This is a genomic window from Phyllobacterium sp. 01N428, assembly GCF_056399405.1.
This window is the reverse complement of record NZ_JBFTRH010000008.1, coordinates 234,368-251,942: the sequence shown is the minus strand read 5'-3', so window position 1 is coordinate 251,942 and position 17,575 is coordinate 234,368. Positions and strand designations below refer to the sequence as shown.

Genomic DNA, 17,575 nt, shown 5'->3' with positions numbered 1-17,575 from the left:
AGCTGTGGGAGCCAATATGCGCGCTGAAGAAGGAGTGTCACTTGTCAACGATCACACATTCCTGCGCGTCGACGGCGAACTTGCCCGGCTGATCGCAGCCTATGACTGGACCTTGACGCCGCTCGGCCCAATTGACGCCTGGCCGCAAAGTCTGAAGTCGACGATCTCGCTCATTCTTCATTCACCAGTTCCGATCGTGACGCTATGGGGCGAACTCGGCATTATGATCTATAACGACGCCTACTCGCTCTTTGCCGGCGGACGACACCCACAGCTGCTTGGCAGCGAGGTGAGAAAAGGCTGGCCGGAGGTCGCCGATTTCAACGACAATGTCATGAAGGTCGGGCTGGAGGGAAAAACGCTCGCCTATCTGGATCAGGAGCTCGTCCTTCATCGCAGCGGCAAGCCCGAACGGGTCTGGATGAATCTGGACTATTCGCCGCTGATCAACGAGGACGGTGTGCCCTGCGGCGTCATGGCGATCGTTGTTGAGACGACTGCGAAGATCAAAGCCGAAGAAGCCCTTCGCAATGAAACGCGCCTGCTTCAGATATTGAATCGTACCGGCGCCAATATTGCCGCCGAGCTTGACCTCGGCAAAGTGGTGCAGATGGTGACTGACGCAGGCGTCGAGCTGACGGGCGCGCAGTTTGGCGCATTCTTTTACAATGTTCTCAACAAGGAGGGCGAGAGCTACATGCTCTACGCGCTCTCCGGCGTCGACAAGGATGCCTTTTCGAAATTTCCAATGCCGCGCAATACGGCGGTATTCGAGCCGACGTTCAAGGGCGAGGGCGTCGTCCTCTCGCACGATATTATCGCAGATCCGCGCTATGGCCGAAATGCTCCTCACAAGGGCATGCCAAAGGGTCATCTGCCGGTTCGAAGCTATCTCGCGGTACCCGTGACTTCGCGCACCGGCGAGGTACTCGGCGGGTTGTTCTTCGGACATAACGAACCTGGCAAGTTCCAGCCTGATCATGAAACGCTCCTCGTCGGCGTAGCTGGACAGGCGGCGACAGCCATCGACAACGCCAGGCTGTTTCAGGCGGCCGATCGCGAACTCACCGTCCGGCGCAACGCGGAAGAGGCGCTGCAACGGCTTAACGCCACGCTGGAACAGCGGGTTCTCGACGAAATCGCCGAGCGCTCGAAAACGGAAGAACAACTGCGCCAGTCGCAAAAGATGGAAGCATTGGGCCAGCTCACCGGCGGCGTTGCCCACGATTTCAACAATCTCCTGCAGATCATATCGGGCAATCTCCAACTCCTGGCCAAGGACATGGCCGGCAATGCGCGGGGCGAACGGCGGATCGAAAACGCCCTGGCGGGGGTAAGCCGCGGATCGAAGCTGGCGAGCCAGCTTCTTGCGTTCGGACGCAGGCAGGCACTCGAACCCAAGGTCGTCAATATCGGCCGTTTCATCGCCGGTATGGGCGACATGATGCGACGGACCATCGGTGAATCGATCGAGATTGAGATCGTTCGCTCCGGCGGGCTATGGAATACCCTGATTGACCCGGCGCAGATCGAGAACGCGCTGCTCAACCTCGCAATCAACGCGAGGGATGCCATGCCCGATGGCGGCAAGCTGACGATCGAGGTCGGCAATGCTTCGCTCGACGATGCCTATGTGCGGCGTAATCCGGAGGCGGAAGCCGGTCAGTTCGTGATGCTGGCGGTTACGGATACGGGGACAGGCATGACGCCCGCCGTCCTCGCCCAGGCGTTCGAACCGTTCTTCTCGACGAAATCGGTCGGTCGCGGCACTGGGCTTGGCCTCTCCATGGTCTATGGTTTCGTCAGGCAGTCAGGCGGTCACGTCAAGATCTATTCGGAAGTTGGCCAGGGCACGACGGTAAAACTCTATCTGCCGCGCGCGCAGCAGAACGAAGACGAGTTGATCGAGACCGATCTTGGCCCGACGATCGGCGGCACGGAGACGATCCTCGTTGCCGAGGACGACGAGGAGGTAAGGGCGACCGTCGTCGAAATGCTGGGCGATCTCGGTTATCGCGTGCTCAAGGCCAAGGACGCGGCGAGCGCGCTATCGATCATCGAGAGCGGTGTTCCGATCGACGTGCTCTTTACCGATGTCGTCATGCCTGGACCGCTGGGAAGCCCCGAGCTTGCGCGCCAGGCCCGCCAGCGCCTGCCGCAGATCGCAGTGCTCTTCACATCTGGCTATACGGAAAATGCCATCGTCCATGGCGGGCGGCTCGACCCGGGCGTGGAACTTCTCTCCAAGCCCTATCAGCGTGAGGCACTCGCCCGCAAGATCCGGCATATTCTCGCGCTGCGCCGCGAGAGGGGATAGTCGAATTAGCCTTTCGTCAGCGCCCTTTCGGATTCTCCAGGCGCTTCGCCGTCGTGCTAAAGGCCGCAGGCGCCGCTTTCACTTCCTGCGCCTTCGCCTGTTTGGGTTTTCGAACTTCCTTGTTGCTACGTTGTTGACCTTTGGCCATATCGCTCTCCTGCTCGTGATGGCGGGAGCATTGAACGCTCGCAAGCGCTGGCATGCCGTCAGAAGACCCAGCGCTGTCCCCAGTTAGAGAACCATTGGCAGGCGGCGTCAAACGCTAAGTTTCAACCGCAACATAAAATCGACAAGGCTTAAGCAAAGCGCGCCGGCACTTGCCCTGATCCACAAAAACCGCCGGCGCAAAATTCAAGTTGGCTGGATAAACAAGGCAGGTCGGCGGAGAACCGCTTTCCTAACGTTCCATGGTTGCGCGTTATTTCGGTTGTTGGCTTCCGATTGGCGCAGTCCTTGCGATCTAGGGAGGTCTTGACCTGGTCGCACCAAGAACATATCATGAACATTATGAAGAAGAGCTTGAAACACCGGTTGGCAATCTTGTCGGATGCAGCAAAGTATGACGCTTCATGTGCCTCCAGCGGAACAGTGAAGCGCGACTCGTCCAGATCGGGCGGATTGGGATCGACCGAGGGCGCAGGCATATGCCACGCTTACGCACCGGATGGGCGCTGTATATCGCTCCTCAAAATTCTCCTCACGAACTTCTGCATTTTCGACTGCGCCTACTGCATCAACCGATCTTCGAGCAATGTGGAGCGGGCCCGCTTTACGGTAGAGGAAGTTGTCTGGCTCACGCTCGAATTCTACCGGCGCAATTATATCGAAGGCCTGTTCCTTTCATCGGGCATAATCCGCTCATCGGACAACACGATGGAACAAATGGTCCGCGTTGCCCGCGAACTGCGCACGACCCACGGCTTTCGCGGCTATATTCATTTGAAGACGATACCCGACGCTTCGCCGCATTTGATCGAGGAGGCCGGGCTTTATGCCGATCGCCTTTCGATCAACATCGAGTTGCCTACGGATTCGGGTATTGCCCGTTTTGCACCGGACAAGCGGCCGGGCGAAATACGAAAATCAATGGCCGATCTGCGGCTAAAAATCGAGGCGGCAAACGAGCCGACGCTGCAGACAAAGCGGCGGAAGCGTTTCGTTCCTGCAGGGCAGAGCACGCAGATGATCGTTGGCGCAGATGGGGCTAGCGATGCGACGATCCTGCGCGCCAGCTCGCACCTTTACGGTGGATACCAGCTGCGCCGGGTATATTATTCCGCGTTCAGTCCCATACCGGACGCGTCGAAGAACCTGCCGCTGATCCGGCCGCCGCTCGAACGCGAGCACAGGCTCTATCAGGCAGATTGGCTGTATCGATTCTATGGTTTCGACATCGAGGAAATCACATCGGCGCGGCCGGACGGAATGCTGGATCTGGACATGGACCCAAAGCTCGCCTGGGCTCTTGCGCATCGTGAGCGATTTCCCGTGGATATCAACCGGTCGGCGCGCGAAATCCTGCTGCGCATTCCCGGGCTTGGAACGAAGACGGTCAAGGCGATCCTTTCGGGGCGGCGGCATCGCCGCCTACGCCTCGAAGATCTGCAACGGCTTGGCGTGTCGTTGAAAAAGGTCAAGGCGTTCATTGTCGCTGACGGCTGGTCGCCGCACCGGCTGATTGACAGCGCCGACCTCAACCACATGTTCCAAAGAAAACCCGAACAACTCGCACTGCTCTGATGCGAAGCGTCATTCTGGAGGGCAGGGGAAATTTCATCGAATGGCGCGATGCCGCGCGGCGCCTGCTGTCGCACGGCATTGAACCCAACGACGTCATGTGGAGCGATGCCGCAGGGGCATCAGACATGCTCGGCCTTTCGATCCCCGACGCGAGCGAAGCGGCGAACGGGTCCCATGCCGTCACTGCAACTGAAAGATTCATCGCCCTCGCCGAAACCATTATCTGCCATAGCAGCCCCGCACGGTTTGGCCTGTTGTACCGTATCCTGTCGCGGATGCAGAGTGACAAGGGCCTGTTGAACGTGGCTTCTGACGAGGACGTGGCGGCAGCGCTGAAACTGGAAAAATCGGTGCGGCGTGACAGTCACAAGATGAAGGCGTTTGTGCGCTTCAAGGAGGTCGTCCACCAGGAGGCCCGCGCACGAAGACAGTTCGTGGCGTGGTTTGAACCCGATCACTTTATCGTGGAGCGTGTGGCGCCGTTTTTTCAGCGGCGTTTCACGGATATGGATTGGATCATCGCCACACCCCGGGGGTCGATGATGTGGGACGGCCAAAATCTTGTCACGTCACGCGAGCCTGCGGGAAAGTCGACTGCCTCCGATACAACTGACGATCTCTGGCGTACCTATTACGCGAGCATCTTCAATCCGGCACGTTTGAAGCTAAAGGCAATGCGGGCGGAAATGCCGAAAAAGTACTGGAAGAATCTTCCCGAGGCAGTTTTGATACCTGAGCTCGTGGGGAACGCCGAACGAAGCGTAATGGAAATGCGGCAGCGGCAGCCCACCATGCCACCGCTTTTCCACGATCGCTTGCAGGAAGCGACGACGCTTCGAATTTCCGGGGACCACGAAACCCCTGTCCCGGGCTCGCTCGAGGAGCTTGGATCAGAAGCGCGGCGGTGTACCCGCTGCCCGCTTCACTGCAACGCCACGCAAACCGTATTCGGCGAAGGCCCGGCCGATGCGAGGATAATGTTTGTCGGGGAACAGCCGGGCGATCAGGAGGATTTGGCGGGACGCCCCTTTGTCGGTCCGGCTGGCAAAGTATTCGACAATGCATTGGCGGAAGTCGGCATCGATCGCAGAAACGTCTACGTTACCAACGCCGTCAAGCATTTCAAATATGTGCCGCGAGGCAAGCGACGCATTCATCAAAAGCCCAATGCCGGCGAGATCGAGGCTTGCAAATGGTGGCTGCGGCAGGAGATCGATCTTGTGAAGCCGCAACTCGTGGTTGCTCTAGGGGCGACCGCATTGGGTTCGCTGACCGGACGGCAAGGACGCTTGACCGATGTTCGAGGCGTCCTGATGCCGCTCGATGGTACACGATCGCTTCTTGCGACGGTTCATCCCTCCTACCTGCTGCGCCTGCCGGACCTCGATCACCAGCAGTTGGAAATCAAGAGGTTTCACGCCGACCTGCGTCTCGTGGCTGAGGCGCAAGGCGCCTAGGAATTGGCGGAATACGTGATCCGGTCGAGCTGATAGCAACTCGCTCAAGCGTTCCGCCCGAACACATCCAAAGACAACTTCGGGCTGCTTTACTAGGGGAGGGGACGTAACGTAAGATTGCGACTATTAGCTTGTATTAGACGAATTTTACGCAAGAATATGTAATCAAAGCCTATGTTAGATCGGACTGAAACTTCGGAAAGCAGCGCGAAAACGAATAGCTCCAGGCAGATGCAACGGTGCCGGAGGGTTCATTGAGCCTGACCCTGGCAAGGCTCGAAGCGCTTGCGCCGGATCAAGCATCGCTTGCCGCTGCGAAGAAACTCCTTAACCGCTCAAATTGGCCGGCGCTCGCCCAGGACGGCTTTGGCCTGGTTTGGGGCGAGTGCCAGGGGTCGGGCTCCACGCCTTACCGGACCGTCGTCTCGGAAATCGACGCCGGGTATAAATGTAGTTGTCCAAGCCGAAAGTTTCCTTGCAAGCACGGCCTCGCGCTCATGTGGCTACGCGCTGAAGGCGAGGCAGAATTTGCGACCGCAGCGGCTCCCGAGTGGGCAGCCGAATGGGTATCGCGCCGCCGTGGCCCTTCTGCCGGGCCCGCCACGGACGCTGCTGATAAATCTCGTGTCTCGATCGAGGCGATTGACGATGCCGCGGCCCAGGCGGATCCAAAAACGGATGCCCGCGCCGCCGCTGCCCGCGAGCGAAGCCGGATCGAGCGTGAGGCTTCCATCGCCAATGGCCTCGATGAGCTGGATATCTGGCTTGGCGATCAACTGGATGGCGGTCTTGCCGCCTTTCCGGCCAAAGCTTCGGCCGCATGCCGGGTGATGGCACAACGCCTGTTTGATGCCAAGGCGCCCGGCCTGGCGCTGCGTGTGGATACCCTGCCGACGCGCCTTTTTGTGCTTCCCGCACCGGCCCGTCCCACTGCGGCAATCACCGAACTTGCCATGCTGCATCTTCTGGCCGCCGCCTATCGCCGTCAGGCCGACCTCGCCGATCCGCTGCGTCAGGACGTCCGCCAGATGGTTGGTTGGAATATCACGCGTGCCGCATTGCTCGATGACGAGGAGGCGCTCCGCATATCGGATACCTGGCGCGTCTGGGCTACCCGCAGCGAGACCCAGCCTGACAAGCTGCGGCGTATCGAAACCTGGCTCCTGGGCAGCGACCGGCCCGCCGTTCTCATCGAATACGTCCCGGTTGGGGCAGGTGTGTCCGCGGGCGTCTATGCCATCGGCGACACATTCGATGCAGAGCTCGTCTTCTATCCGTCTAGCGTTCCGTTGCGGGCACAGATCGCGGTCCAGACCGGGAGTACCCTGCCGTCCGACGCACCGTTGAACCTTCCCGCCGAAGACCTCGCATCGGCCTACGGCCGTTACGCGGATGCGTTGATTGCAAAGCCCTGGCTTGGCGAGTTTCCAGTGATGTTTCGCGCGGCCCGGCTCCGGACCTCGGGGGAGAACATCTATCTCGATGATGAAACGATCTGCCTGCCGGTGGCGAAATCGCAAGCCGATGCCGTCTGGCCGCTTCTGCAACTCGAAAACATCGATGGTGCAGGTCTTTGGGATGGCAATGAGTTCACGTTGTTCTGGGCGGAAACAATACTCGGGCGGTGGACAGCGTGAACGTATCCAGTCTGACAGATGTGATCGTGCCGCGTCTTCTCTCGGGCGCAAAGGACGGTCTGCCGCTCGACGCCGCAGGTGTTAGCGACGCCCTGCAGGCTCTCGCGCTGGCGGGCCAGGCGATGCGATTTGAGCGTCCCGTATCGCCGGAAAAGTTTGATGCCGGTAACGCTGTCGTTGATAATGCGACGATCGTGCCGGACGCAGCAAGAAAGCTTCTGCTGCGGCTCCTCACCGCCAAGAACCAGGCATTGAGCCGGCTGACAGCGGCCATAGTTCGCAAACTGACCGAGAGAAGGCTTCGGTTGCATCCGTTCGACCTGCCAAAGCTCGAGACCATGGTGAGGGCATATGCGGAGCATCTCGGCGCCGAAGCCCTTGCCTTTTCGCAACGGGAGGTCCCTGTCACGCAACAGCAGAACTACTTCGCACCCGACAGCCTGAATGATGGCAACTGGATGCATGCGACGCCCGCGGTGAAAGCGGGATACATCCAGAAACGCCGCATGTCGGACCCGGAAGCGGCGCGCGGCCTGGTGACAGCGATCTGGCAGGCTGAAAGCGCCGAAAGCCGCGTACGACTTCTCGAAGCTTTGCGGGAGAACCTGTCGGGAGCCGACGCGCCTTTCCTCAAGGGTCTCGACAAGGATCGCGCGCCCCGCGTGCGCGACCTTGCTGCAAGACTGCTGGTTCGGTTGCCTGGCTTTGAAGGGGACGATCCGCCCCTGCGCGCTGCACTGGAGCGCATCAAGGTCACGACGTCCGGCATCCTTTTCAAGAAGAAAAGCCTCACGCTGGAGTTGCCCGCAACGGTCAGGGAAAACACCGTGATGGCCTGGCTCAACGAAACCTTCGGCCCGGTCGGACTGGATAAACTCGCCAACGCCCTGTCACTCTCGGTGGAGGCGATGGTTGCAGCAACCAAGCAAGACGAACTTCTGGTCGCCTTGCTGTTCATGGCCACACAGGACAAGCGCCTCGACATCGTGAAATTGATCACCGATGGTCATCTCCATGCCAGTTGGGAGCCCTTCATGCGGCTGGAGGCTGATCTGCTCGCGCAATATCCGCCCGAGATGCGTCAGGTATGGGCCGCCTATGTCTTCCGCCCGGACAGGTGGACGAACGACACTGCACGGTGGATCATAGGCCAGATGGCGCGTTTTCTCGGCGGCGAGGCGACACAAGCCCTCTTCAGTGACCTGCTGCGATCCAAGCAATGGCGATCGTTCGGCAATGAAAAGACGTACCTTGATGCCGATATTGCAAACAGTATGGCCATCATGTGCCCGGCACCGATGCGCTCCCTGCTTCGCACCCAACTTGCCGCCTTCGATCCGGCGGAGTGCGGCAACGCCATCCTTTTTCTCGATCTCATGGACAAACTGGAGACCACAGATGTCTGAAGCTTTACTTCGTCGTCCTGCGGAAGAGATTTACTCGGCCGAACTGGAGGCGCTCGCAAAGGGCGACGATCGTCCCCGTCCCACAAATTGGAAGCTCTCACCTCAGGCGGTCGCTACCTATCTACTGGGCGGCGATGCTGCCGACGGAACGCCGATTTCGGCCAAATATGTCGGTAGTCGACGGCTGATCGAAACAGCGATCGCGACGCTCGCGACCGATCGGGCGCTGCTGCTACTCGGCTTGCCGGGCACCGCGAAATCCTGGGTCTCCGAACATCTCGCCGCCGCGATTTCCGGTTCGTCGCAACGTTTGATTCAATGTACCGCAGGGACGGACGAGAACCAGATCCGCTACGGCTGGAACTATGCGCTGCTCCTCGCCAAAGGGCCGTCGCCGGAGGCCCTGGTCAAGACGCCTCTGGTTCGGGCGATGGAAGAGGGCACGCTCCTTCGGCTTGAAGAACTGACCCGCATGGGGTCCGAGGTGCAGGATACGCTGATCACCGTCCTTTCGGAAAAGACCCTGCCGGTGCCGGAGCTCGACATTGCAATCAATGCTGAACGCGGCTTCAACATCATCGCCACCGCCAACAATCGCGACAAGGGTGTCAACGATCTGTCCTCGGCTTTGAAGCGCCGCTTCAACGTCGTGGTATTGCCGTCGCCGGGCACGTTGGAGGAGGAGACGCAGATCGTCGTCAAACGCGTCAACGAGATCGGCAACAATCTAAGACTGCCGGCGATCCAGCCGGCGGACAAAGAACTTGCCCGCATCGTTGTCCTGTTCCGGGAGATCCGCGACGGCAAGACGTTGAATGGCAAGATCAAGCTCAAGACCTCGACCGGCACGCTTTCAACCGCGGAGGCGATTCCGTGGGCGTGTCGGCATGGGCGGAAGCTGCGCATTTTGGCGATGGCCGTATCGATGCAAATGCCCTTGCTGCCAACATCGTCGGTGCAGTTGTCAAGGATCCGGTGCAGGACGGCGTCGCGCTGTCTGAGTATCTCGAAACCGTCCTGCGTACGCGCGATGGCTGGAGCGACCTCTACGAAGCTATTCGCGAAGTGGTCTGAGCCGTGAAGCGCCAGGCGCATCTTTTTGGAATTCGCCACCACGGCCCGGGCTCGGCGGCCCTGTTGAAGGGTGCGCTGGATGCGCTCGATCCCGCCTGTGTGCTGATCGAGGGCCCGCCCGAGGGCGATGCGTTGATCCAATATGCGGCGCTCCCCGGCATGAAGCCGCCGCTGGCGATGTTGTTCTACGCAGCCGAAGAAGCTGCCAATGCGGCTTTTGCCCCGTTTGCCGAGTTCTCGCCGGAGTGGGTTGCGATGCAATGGGCCCTCGCGCGCGCCCGTCCGGTGCGGTTCATCGATTGGCCCGCCGCTGTTTCGCTGGCGCTCGTCAAGGCCGGGCGCGAAGAGGACGTAGCGGCAGACGCTGACGCTGAAGCGGACGAAAGCGGTAGCGAGGCCTTTCACGCAGCGCGCCTCGATCCTCTCGATATGCTCGCCGGCACAGCCGGATACAGTGACGGGGAAACCTTCTGGAATGGTTTGATCGAACAATATGGTGGCGGCCAGTCGCCCCTCGACATCTTCGCCGCGATTGAAACGGCCATGATGGAACTGCGAAAGTATCGCGGCGGCCACGATGACAGGAGCGCGGCGGAGCGGCTGCGCGAAGAGCGTCGCGAAGCTTTCATGCGGATCCATGTAAGGGACGCGCTGAAGCAGCACGATGGCGAAGTCGCGGTGGTGGTAGGCGCCTGGCACATCGGCGGTCTGCGCACCGCCACGACCGCTGCCGAGGACCGTGCAATCATAAAGGATCTTCCAAAAATAAAGGTCGAAGCGACCTGGGCGCCCTGGAGCGATGGGCGGCTGAGCCGTGCCTCCGGATACGGCGCAGGCGTGGTTTCTCCCGGATGGTATCGCCATCTCTGGGACCTTTATTCGGGCGACCGTCACGATGGACCAGAGGCCTTTGCGGCGGGCTGGCAGGCCCGGACGGCGGCGCTTTTGCGGCAGGAGGGGTTCGACGCTTCGACGGCCTCCGCTATCGAGGCCGCGCGGCTCGCACTCGCACTTGCAAGCATGCGCGGGATCGGCATGCCTGGCCTCGCCGAAATGCGGGATGCATCCCTTTCGAGCCTTTGCCACGGAGACGATATCCAGTTGGCGATGATCGAGCGGAAACTTTATATCGACAGCCGTATAGGCAAGATCGATAAGGCGGTTCCGCAAATGCCGCTGGCGAAGGATTTCGAGCTTTGGTGCCGCAAGACGCGGCTCAAGCCGGACGAACAGCCGAGCGAAATAAAGCTCGATCTTCGTAGCGAGGCAGGCCTCCTCAAATCGACCTTGCTGCACCGTCTCAATCTTATCCGCGTTAATTGGGGCCGCCTGATTGACGCCGAGGCAGGCCGGGGGACTTATCGCGAGATCTGGAGCGTGTCCTGGTCTCCCGACATGTCTGTCCGCCTGGCAGAAGCCCTGGTCTGGGGGCTTACCATTGAGCAGGCCGCGGCCTCCGCAACCGTCGAACGCGCTCACAAAACGGATGGCATTGCGCAACTTGCCGAACTTGTCCGCTACACACTGGTTGCGGATCTTCCGCAAGCCGCCAACACCTGCATCAACCTATTGCAGGCGACCGCGGTGCATAACAACGATATTACCGACGTGATGAACGCCGTCGCTCCGCTCGTGCGTATCGTACGCTACGGCACCGCCCGCAAGCTGCCGGAGCTGGAATTGCGTGCACTGATCACGGCGCTTAGTGCAGAAGCCAATGCCGGTGTCCGCGTCGGATCGCGTCAGCTCGACGACGAGGCAACCTTGCAGCGCTTGAACGCAATGCGCGCCTATGACGAAGCTCTCGCCTTTTTTGGAGATTCAGGACTGCTCGAGGAATGGCGGCGTCAACTCGCGCTTATGGTCGATGATGCGCAATCCCTTGCGCCTCTCATTGGTTTCAGCCTGCGCCGCCTGCATGATCTTGGCCTGTGGGATGAGTTGCAGGTGTCGGCTGCCTTCTCGCGGCATGTGCTTGGTGAAACGCCATCCCGCGCCGGCGCTTTCATCGAAGCTTTCGTTGCCGGGTCCGCGGACGTGCTTATCCAGGACCAGACGCTGCTCTTTCTGATCGACGAATGGCTTTGCGGACTGGACGAGGAGACTTTCGTCGAGAGCCTGCCGCTCTTCCGACGCGCTCTTGCCGGCCTTGATTCCGTCGGCCGAAAGCGAGTGCTTGAACGCATCGCGGGCGGCAGAAAGGAGCGGAGGCCAGTGCGATCCGCGACTGAAGAGAATCCCGCCTTCGAACGCGCGCTGCCGCTGCTAAAGCAAATCCTGGGAATAAGCGTATGACTTCGGAACAAATCCGCCGCTGGAAACTGGCACTTGGCGATGACGACATGGACGGACTTGGCGAACGCGACCTGCGATTAGGCCACGCGCTGTCTGCTCTCTACGCGTCGGAGACGCGGGGGAAGCGCGGCGGGCTCGGTGCTTCTTCGCCGAAGGTCTCGCGCTGGCTCGGCGATATCCGCGAATTCTTCCCCGCACCGGTCGTGCAGGTCATCCAGAAGGACGCCTTCGAACGTCTCAATTTGAAGGCACTGATGCTGGAGCCGGAATTCCTTGCGACACTGGAAGCAGATGTGCATCTCGTCGCCGACCTCGTCTCGCTGCGTGGCGCGATGCCCGAAAGGACGCTGGAGACCGCCCGTATGGTGGTCGACAAGGTCGTTGAGGACCTGATGCAGCGGCTCCGGGCAAAGACCGTTGAGAAACTGTCCGGCGCTCTCAACCGGGCGCGGCGGACACGTCGGCCGCGGCACGGCGATATCGACTGGCCGCGAACGATCCGTGCCAATCTTCGCCACTACCAGGAGCGCTACAACACCGTGGTGCCGGAGACTCTGATCGGTTTCGCCCGCAAGACCCGCACGAGAGCCGATCTCGATCACGTCATGTTGTGCGTCGATCAATCGGGCTCGATGGCGACATCCGTCGTCTATGCGTCGATCTTTGCGGCAGTCATGGCGTCCCTGCCGGTTCTTTCGACGAAACTCATCTGCTTCGATACGGCTATCGTCGACCTGACCGAGGATTTGGCGGACCCGGTAAAGGTGCTTTTCGGGGTTCAACTGGGTGGTGGCACCGACATCAATGCGGCGCTTGCCTATTGTGAGACCAAAATCGACCGGCCAGGCAAGACGCACCTCGTTCTCGTCACGGATCTCTGCGAGGGCGGACACACAGCGTCGATGCTCGCGCGCGTAGCGGCATTCAAGCAGGCGGGTGTCAACGTCATCGTGCTGCTGGCGCTGTCCGACGACGGCCGGCCGAGCTACGACGTGCGCAATGCCGGTGCGATCGCCGCGATGGATTGTCCGGTCTTTGCCTGCACGCCGGATCAGTTTCCGGATATGATGGCATGCGCCTTGACGCGGCAGGACATCGGACAATGGGCAAGCGCAAACGGCATCGATCTCGTGCGCGGTGCCTCGTAGTAGAGTAGGTTGACTTTGTATATTCTTGAACCATATAAATACAAAGACAACCACTGGAGGTCATGATGGCCCGCGAACATGCTGCGCCGAGCCTGACGCTCAATATTCATGCTGATCCGAATTCCGTCCAGGCGGCGTTCCTGCGACGGGCAATGTCAGCGCTGGAGCGCATCTCCGCAAATGCGTCGGCGAAGACGTTGACAGATGCGCTTGCCGCCCCGACCGATGCCGGCTCGCTTGCCCAGCTACTCAGCCGCTCGGATATATTGGGATCGGCGGTGACCGATCTCGATCCGCTGGTACCGGCGCTCGCCCGGAATGTCGAACATCGCCAGCGGCTGCTCAAGCTTGCGGGCGGCGTGTTGTCCGCAGACGAAGCGGGCCGAATCCTTGGCATCACCAGACAGGCGGTCGACAAGAGACGGCGGTCGAATACAATGCTGGCTGTTCGTGAGGGCGGTGACTGGCGTTATCCAGCCTGCCAATTCAATGAGGGTGAGGTGATTGACGGGGTCGCCGATGTCGTGCGGGGCCTTGCGTCGGCAGGTCCGTGGGCGACGCTCGACTTCTTGCTTGCTCCCGACACGGTGCTTGGCGGGCGATCGCCACTTGAGGCGCTGCGGCACGGAGAAGCGGACGCCATTTTACGGCTTGTCCGAGCTGATGGATCGGATGGCTTTGCCTGATGGCGGCGGCAAGCATTGACCCGCGTGGCCCTTCCGGGGCCGCGCCGCCACCGCCTGCCTGGCTCGACACAAAGCCCTTGCCAATCGACCTACTGCCTGCCGGAACGGTGCTGCATCGCATCCACCGTTCCACACTTGCCCCCGTCTTCTTCGGACCTGGAAAAGGCGGCGCGCCAACAAATCGCTTCGACAGCGCCGGCGGCCGCTTCGGAGTGCTCTATGTGGGAATGTCACTAAGCGGCGCACTGGCGGAAACGATTCTGCGTAACCCGCAACGGCTGATGGTGCCCGCGTCCGAAATTACCAGTCGAGCCGCAACCGAACTCAGATCGCAACGCGATCTTCGTATCGTGCGGGTGCACGGAACGGGGTTGCAGGAGCTGGGCACGGACAACGCGATTTCCACAGGGCCATATGAGCCATGCGGGCAGTGGGCTGACGCACTATGGGATCATCCCGACCAGCCTGACGGACTGGCCTATCAATCGCGACACGATCCAGGCGAGATCTGCATAGCGCTGTTTGAGCGTCCGGACCTGACGATCGCTATTATTCGGACCAGACTCCTGACCGCTATCATGAAGGATGTCGCGGTCCTGCTCGACCGCTATGGGAAATCGATATCGCCCAGCGCATGAGGCCTGTCCGGTGACAACATGGAACAGTGACGCTGGAGAAGAGGGGAGCGCCTTTGAATAAAGCGCTCCCTGTCGAATCAGGCAGCCATCGCTGCCGGGTTCAAAGCGCCTTCCGCCAATGCGGTCAAAGCTTCGTCGGTTTTCGTTTCTTCCTGTAAAGTGGTGACGAGAAGCTTCTGCGCGTCCTTTAAGCCAAGCTCGCCGGCCCAGCGGGCCAATGTCCCATAGCGGGCCATTTCGTAATGTTCGACGGCTTGCGCGGCCGAGGCCAGGCCCGCATCGAGAGCTGGCTGTCCCTTGAAATCTTCGAGGATTTCGTCGCCTTCGGCGAGGATACCTTCGATAGCGTCGCAAGTCTTGCCACGTGCCGGCTTGCCCAAAATCTCGAATACCTCCTGGAGACGTTCGACATGGATTTCGGTCTCGCCGCGGTGCTTCTCAAAAGCGGCTTTTAGGTCGGGCGAGGTTGCGCCACGTGCCATCTTGGGCAATGCCTTCAAAATCTTGCGCTCGGCGTAGTAGACGTCTTTCAACGTTTCATGAAACAGTGTTTCGAGTGTTTTGTCGGCCATCAGTGTGTTCTCCTAGTGGGATATCTACAGGCTTCCAACGCGGGAGATACACTAGCGTTCCGTAACACCGCGCGATGACTTGCCGATATCCGGTCACAAGGACCGCGATCTCAGATATCGCGCCGCCGCTAGTCTCCGGTCTGTTGATTAGCCGCCATAACTTTCTTGGATTCCGGGGACCCACGATACCGCAGAAAGATGGACAGAACGACGAGCATGGCAGTCGAGAAGAACTCCGATTGCCAATTTTGAAACGACTCGAACCAGAACTGGGCATTGCCCATATAGCTCAACGGCGTTAGCGCCGCCTCCCCGTGCAAGGCGGCCTCAGAGTTGTAAGTGGCGAGGCTTGCGAAGAAATGCCCGGCAAAGGACAAGCCGAACAAACTCAACAGTGCCAATCCTAGCGAATGATCATAAATCCAGCTTCCGCTGCCGGAGTCCTGCTTTTTTTCAGGCTTGTCGGGATCGCGCGATTCAGAAGAGCCCTTTTGAAAAAGATAAGCCGTCAAGACAACGTAGGTTGCCATCTGCAACCACTCGCTTTCCCAGTTTTCAAACAAAGCGGACCAGAATGCCTCGTCGGACAGGTAGCTGGTCAGAGACAGGAGCGCTTGCCCATGAAGACTCAACTCATGGTTTTGTTGCCGAAAACCGGACCAGATCATGCCGACCACGCTCCCGGCAAAGGCCAGAAAAAGCGCAATTGTCAGCCCATTGTTTCGCAGGAAACGCATTCAACCTCTCCGACCGACCTTAAACGTCGACGTGTATTGTCTCAGACCCTAACGACACAATTCCTGGAACGTTCCGCACCGGACATGGCGGAAGCCGGACGGGAAGCGCAGTACCGGGCCTCCAGAATTTCAGCGGTTTTCTGCTGAGACGGTCTTCGGTTGAACGAAAATAGCATCGCATGGTGGCTTTATGCCGAGATCGTTGCAGCCGGTGATCGCGATCGGCCAGCAAGCACCGCCGATTATTTCGCCGGTGCACGCCTGTCACGTTCATTCGCTTTTGCATCTGTCTTGAATGTCGCGTCACCATCCGACTTGCCCGAAAGCACGCGGGGGTTGGCGCTTACAACGCCGTCATTGTCCGAGCCGTGGCCCGTGCGGGCAAACTGTCCCTTGGCGTCCGCTTTTAAGGTCTTGTCGGAATCGCGGTTCTTGGCAGTGTTTGACATCGGTATCTCCTTTGAGCAGCAACTTACGACCGTTGCTTTTGGTTCCCGCCGGCGTCTCCTAGCGGACCAAGCGGATAGCTCCTCGCGAAGAGAGCGGCGGCGCTGGACTCGTTGCGGTCAACAAGGCTTAATACCGAGTGGGGATGGCTCGGGGGGATGCCGATCGTGAAATCACCGCAGCAAATGGATGGTAGTGGCGATGTTCTCGACGCTGTTGTCATCGGGGCCGGCTGGGCAGGCCTCGGTGTAAGCTATTGGCTGGCACGACGGGGCCTGCGCCATAGCGTGCTGGAGCGCGGTCGCATAGGAGAGACGTGGCGCACGCAGCGGTGGGATGCTTTTCATATGAATACACCCAACGTGCTAACCGTCATGCCCGGCGATCGCTACGAGGGTACGGATCCGTACGGCGCCCTGACGCGCGACCAGTTCGTCGCCCTGCTTGAGGATTTCGCCGGGAGAAACGGGCTGCCGATCGAGCCCGATACAGCAGTGAGCGAACTTACGCACCAGAATGGGGCCTATCGGCTGCACACCTCACACGGAACACTTCGGGCGCGCAACGTGATTATCGCAAGCGGCAGCCTCAATCGTCCGCTGCGTCCGCTCTCGTCAACTGCGATGCCACCTGACATTTATCAGCTAGACGCTTCCGGCTACCGCAATGCTGCCGGTCTGCCGCGTGGAGCGGTTCTGGTGGTTGGAAGCGGCCAATCCGGGGCCCAGATCGCCGAGGAACTGGCGCAAGCGGGTCGGGCGGTGTTCCTTGCGACGAGCCGCGTCGGGCGGCTCCCACGGCGTTACCGCGGGCGCGATGTCATGATCTGGCTTGATGAAAGCGGATTTCTCGACCTGCGGCGCGAGGAGATCATTCGGTCGGCGGGACGCATCCCGGCGCGTGGTGTGCTCGGGTCGGAGCACACGATAAGCCTTCAGGCGCTCGCCGCCCAGGGGATTGTGCTTCTCGGGCGGTTGACCGGCGTTGTGGATGGCCGCCTCGCTTTCGCCGACGATGTCGAAGCAAATGTTCGCTTTGGAGACGAAGCCTCGGATAGTGCCAAACGCTTTATCGATGAATATATCGCTCGAGCCGGCATCGATGCACCGGTTCCGGCTCCTGACCCAACCGAGACGGTCCAGTGGCATCGGCCGGATCCCGCCATCAATTCGCTCGATCTTTCCGGGTCCGGTATTACGAGTGTGGTGTGGTGCACCGGCTTCAAGGGCGACTTCAGCTATGTGAAACTTGCCGATGCGCTCGACGCTGCCGGACAGCCGATTCACAAGGATGGCGTCGGGGTCCTCCCGGGCCTCTACTTCGCGGGACTGGATTTCGGCTCGACACGCAAGTCTGGCATCATATTGGCGGTCGCCGACGAAGCAGTTCGCCTTGTCGAACAAATACTGGGACGTTCGTGA

The 17,575-nt window shown here is 60.1% G+C and carries 14 protein-coding genes and 1 pseudogene; 11 read left to right on the top strand and 4 right to left on the bottom strand.

Annotated features, from left to right (window positions below; all coding sequences use genetic code 11):
• The first annotated feature begins 16 nt into the window (after window positions 1–16).
• Window positions 17–2,317 carry a GAF domain-containing hybrid sensor histidine kinase/response regulator gene (locus AC1DNI_RS19545; protein WP_477693075.1) on the top strand — a complete coding sequence of 767 codons (2,301 nt, stop codon included), beginning with the start codon at window positions 17–19 and terminating at the stop codon, window positions 2,315–2,317.
• 16 nt (window positions 2,318–2,333) lie between these two features.
• On the opposite strand, the gene AC1DNI_RS19540 is transcribed toward AC1DNI_RS19545, so the two are convergent.
• The gene (locus AC1DNI_RS19540) at window positions 2,334–2,465 is read right to left on the bottom strand and encodes a hypothetical protein (RefSeq protein ID WP_255453114.1); all 132 of its coding nucleotides are present in this window, start codon (window positions 2,463–2,465) and stop codon (window positions 2,334–2,336) included.
• 359 nt (window positions 2,466–2,824) lie between these two features.
• Here AC1DNI_RS19540 and AC1DNI_RS19535 point away from each other — a divergent pair, with 359 nt between their 5' ends.
• From AC1DNI_RS19535 to AC1DNI_RS19495, 9 genes and pseudogenes are all read left to right on the top strand, one after another.
• A complete protein-coding gene (locus AC1DNI_RS19535) occupies window positions 2,825–4,057 on the top strand; it encodes a putative DNA modification/repair radical SAM protein (protein ID WP_477693089.1) in 1,233 nt (410 codons plus the stop codon).
• Complete coding sequence (locus AC1DNI_RS19530; RefSeq protein WP_477693074.1) at window positions 4,057–5,514, top strand: UdgX family uracil-DNA binding protein; 1,458 nt, start codon at window positions 4,057–4,059, stop codon at window positions 5,512–5,514. Before AC1DNI_RS19535 ends, AC1DNI_RS19530 begins: the two co-directional genes overlap by 1 nt.
• A 254-nt stretch (window positions 5,515–5,768) precedes the next feature.
• Window positions 5,769–7,151, top strand: a complete 1,383-nt coding sequence (locus AC1DNI_RS19525) for an SWIM zinc finger family protein (RefSeq protein ID WP_477693073.1) — start codon at window positions 5,769–5,771, stop codon at window positions 7,149–7,151.
• Window positions 7,148–8,557, top strand: coding sequence for a DUF5691 domain-containing protein (locus AC1DNI_RS19520; protein ID WP_477693072.1), 1,410 nt, complete (start codon window positions 7,148–7,150; stop codon window positions 8,555–8,557). The genes AC1DNI_RS19525 and AC1DNI_RS19520 overlap by 4 nt, the downstream gene beginning before the upstream one ends.
• A pseudogene (locus AC1DNI_RS19515) lies at window positions 8,550–9,631 on the top strand (AAA family ATPase). Before AC1DNI_RS19520 ends, AC1DNI_RS19515 begins: the two are co-directional and overlap by 8 nt.
• Window positions 9,632–9,634: 3 nt before the next feature.
• Entirely contained in the window at window positions 9,635–11,926 is a 2,292-nt protein-coding gene (locus tag AC1DNI_RS19510) for a DUF5682 family protein (protein WP_477693071.1), read from the top strand.
• Complete coding sequence (locus AC1DNI_RS19505; protein WP_477693070.1) at window positions 11,923–13,074, top strand: VWA domain-containing protein; 1,152 nt, start codon at window positions 11,923–11,925, stop codon at window positions 13,072–13,074. Before AC1DNI_RS19510 ends, AC1DNI_RS19505 begins: the two co-directional genes overlap by 4 nt.
• Window positions 13,075–13,139: 65 nt before the next feature.
• Window positions 13,140–13,760 (top strand): DNA-binding protein, encoded by a 621-nt coding sequence (locus AC1DNI_RS19500; protein WP_477693069.1) that lies wholly within the window; start codon window positions 13,140–13,142, stop codon window positions 13,758–13,760.
• Complete coding sequence (locus AC1DNI_RS19495) at window positions 13,760–14,398, top strand: RES family NAD+ phosphorylase (RefSeq protein ID WP_477693068.1); 639 nt, start codon at window positions 13,760–13,762, stop codon at window positions 14,396–14,398. The genes AC1DNI_RS19500 and AC1DNI_RS19495 overlap by 1 nt, the downstream gene beginning before the upstream one ends.
• 77 nt (window positions 14,399–14,475) lie before the next feature.
• Here AC1DNI_RS19495 and AC1DNI_RS19490 read toward each other — a convergent pair whose 3' ends face one another.
• The 3 genes from AC1DNI_RS19490 to AC1DNI_RS19480 form a co-directional block, all read right to left on the bottom strand.
• The gene (locus AC1DNI_RS19490) at window positions 14,476–14,970 is read right to left on the bottom strand and encodes a YciE/YciF ferroxidase family protein (protein WP_027232762.1); all 495 of its coding nucleotides are present in this window, start codon (window positions 14,968–14,970) and stop codon (window positions 14,476–14,478) included.
• Between the two features lie 128 nt (window positions 14,971–15,098).
• Window positions 15,099–15,707 carry a DUF6766 family protein gene (locus AC1DNI_RS19485; RefSeq protein ID WP_477693067.1) on the bottom strand — a complete coding sequence of 203 codons (609 nt, stop codon included), beginning with the start codon at window positions 15,705–15,707 and terminating at the stop codon, window positions 15,099–15,101.
• A 242-nt stretch (window positions 15,708–15,949) separates the two neighbouring features.
• Window positions 15,950–16,156: a hypothetical protein gene (locus AC1DNI_RS19480; RefSeq protein ID WP_477693066.1), complete on the bottom strand. Its 207-nt coding sequence runs from the start codon at window positions 16,154–16,156 to the stop codon at window positions 15,950–15,952.
• A gap of 156 nt (window positions 16,157–16,312) precedes the next feature.
• Here AC1DNI_RS19480 and AC1DNI_RS19475 point away from each other — a divergent pair, with 156 nt between their 5' ends.
• Entirely contained in the window at window positions 16,313–17,575 is a 1,263-nt protein-coding gene (locus AC1DNI_RS19475) for a flavin-containing monooxygenase (protein ID WP_477693065.1), read from the top strand.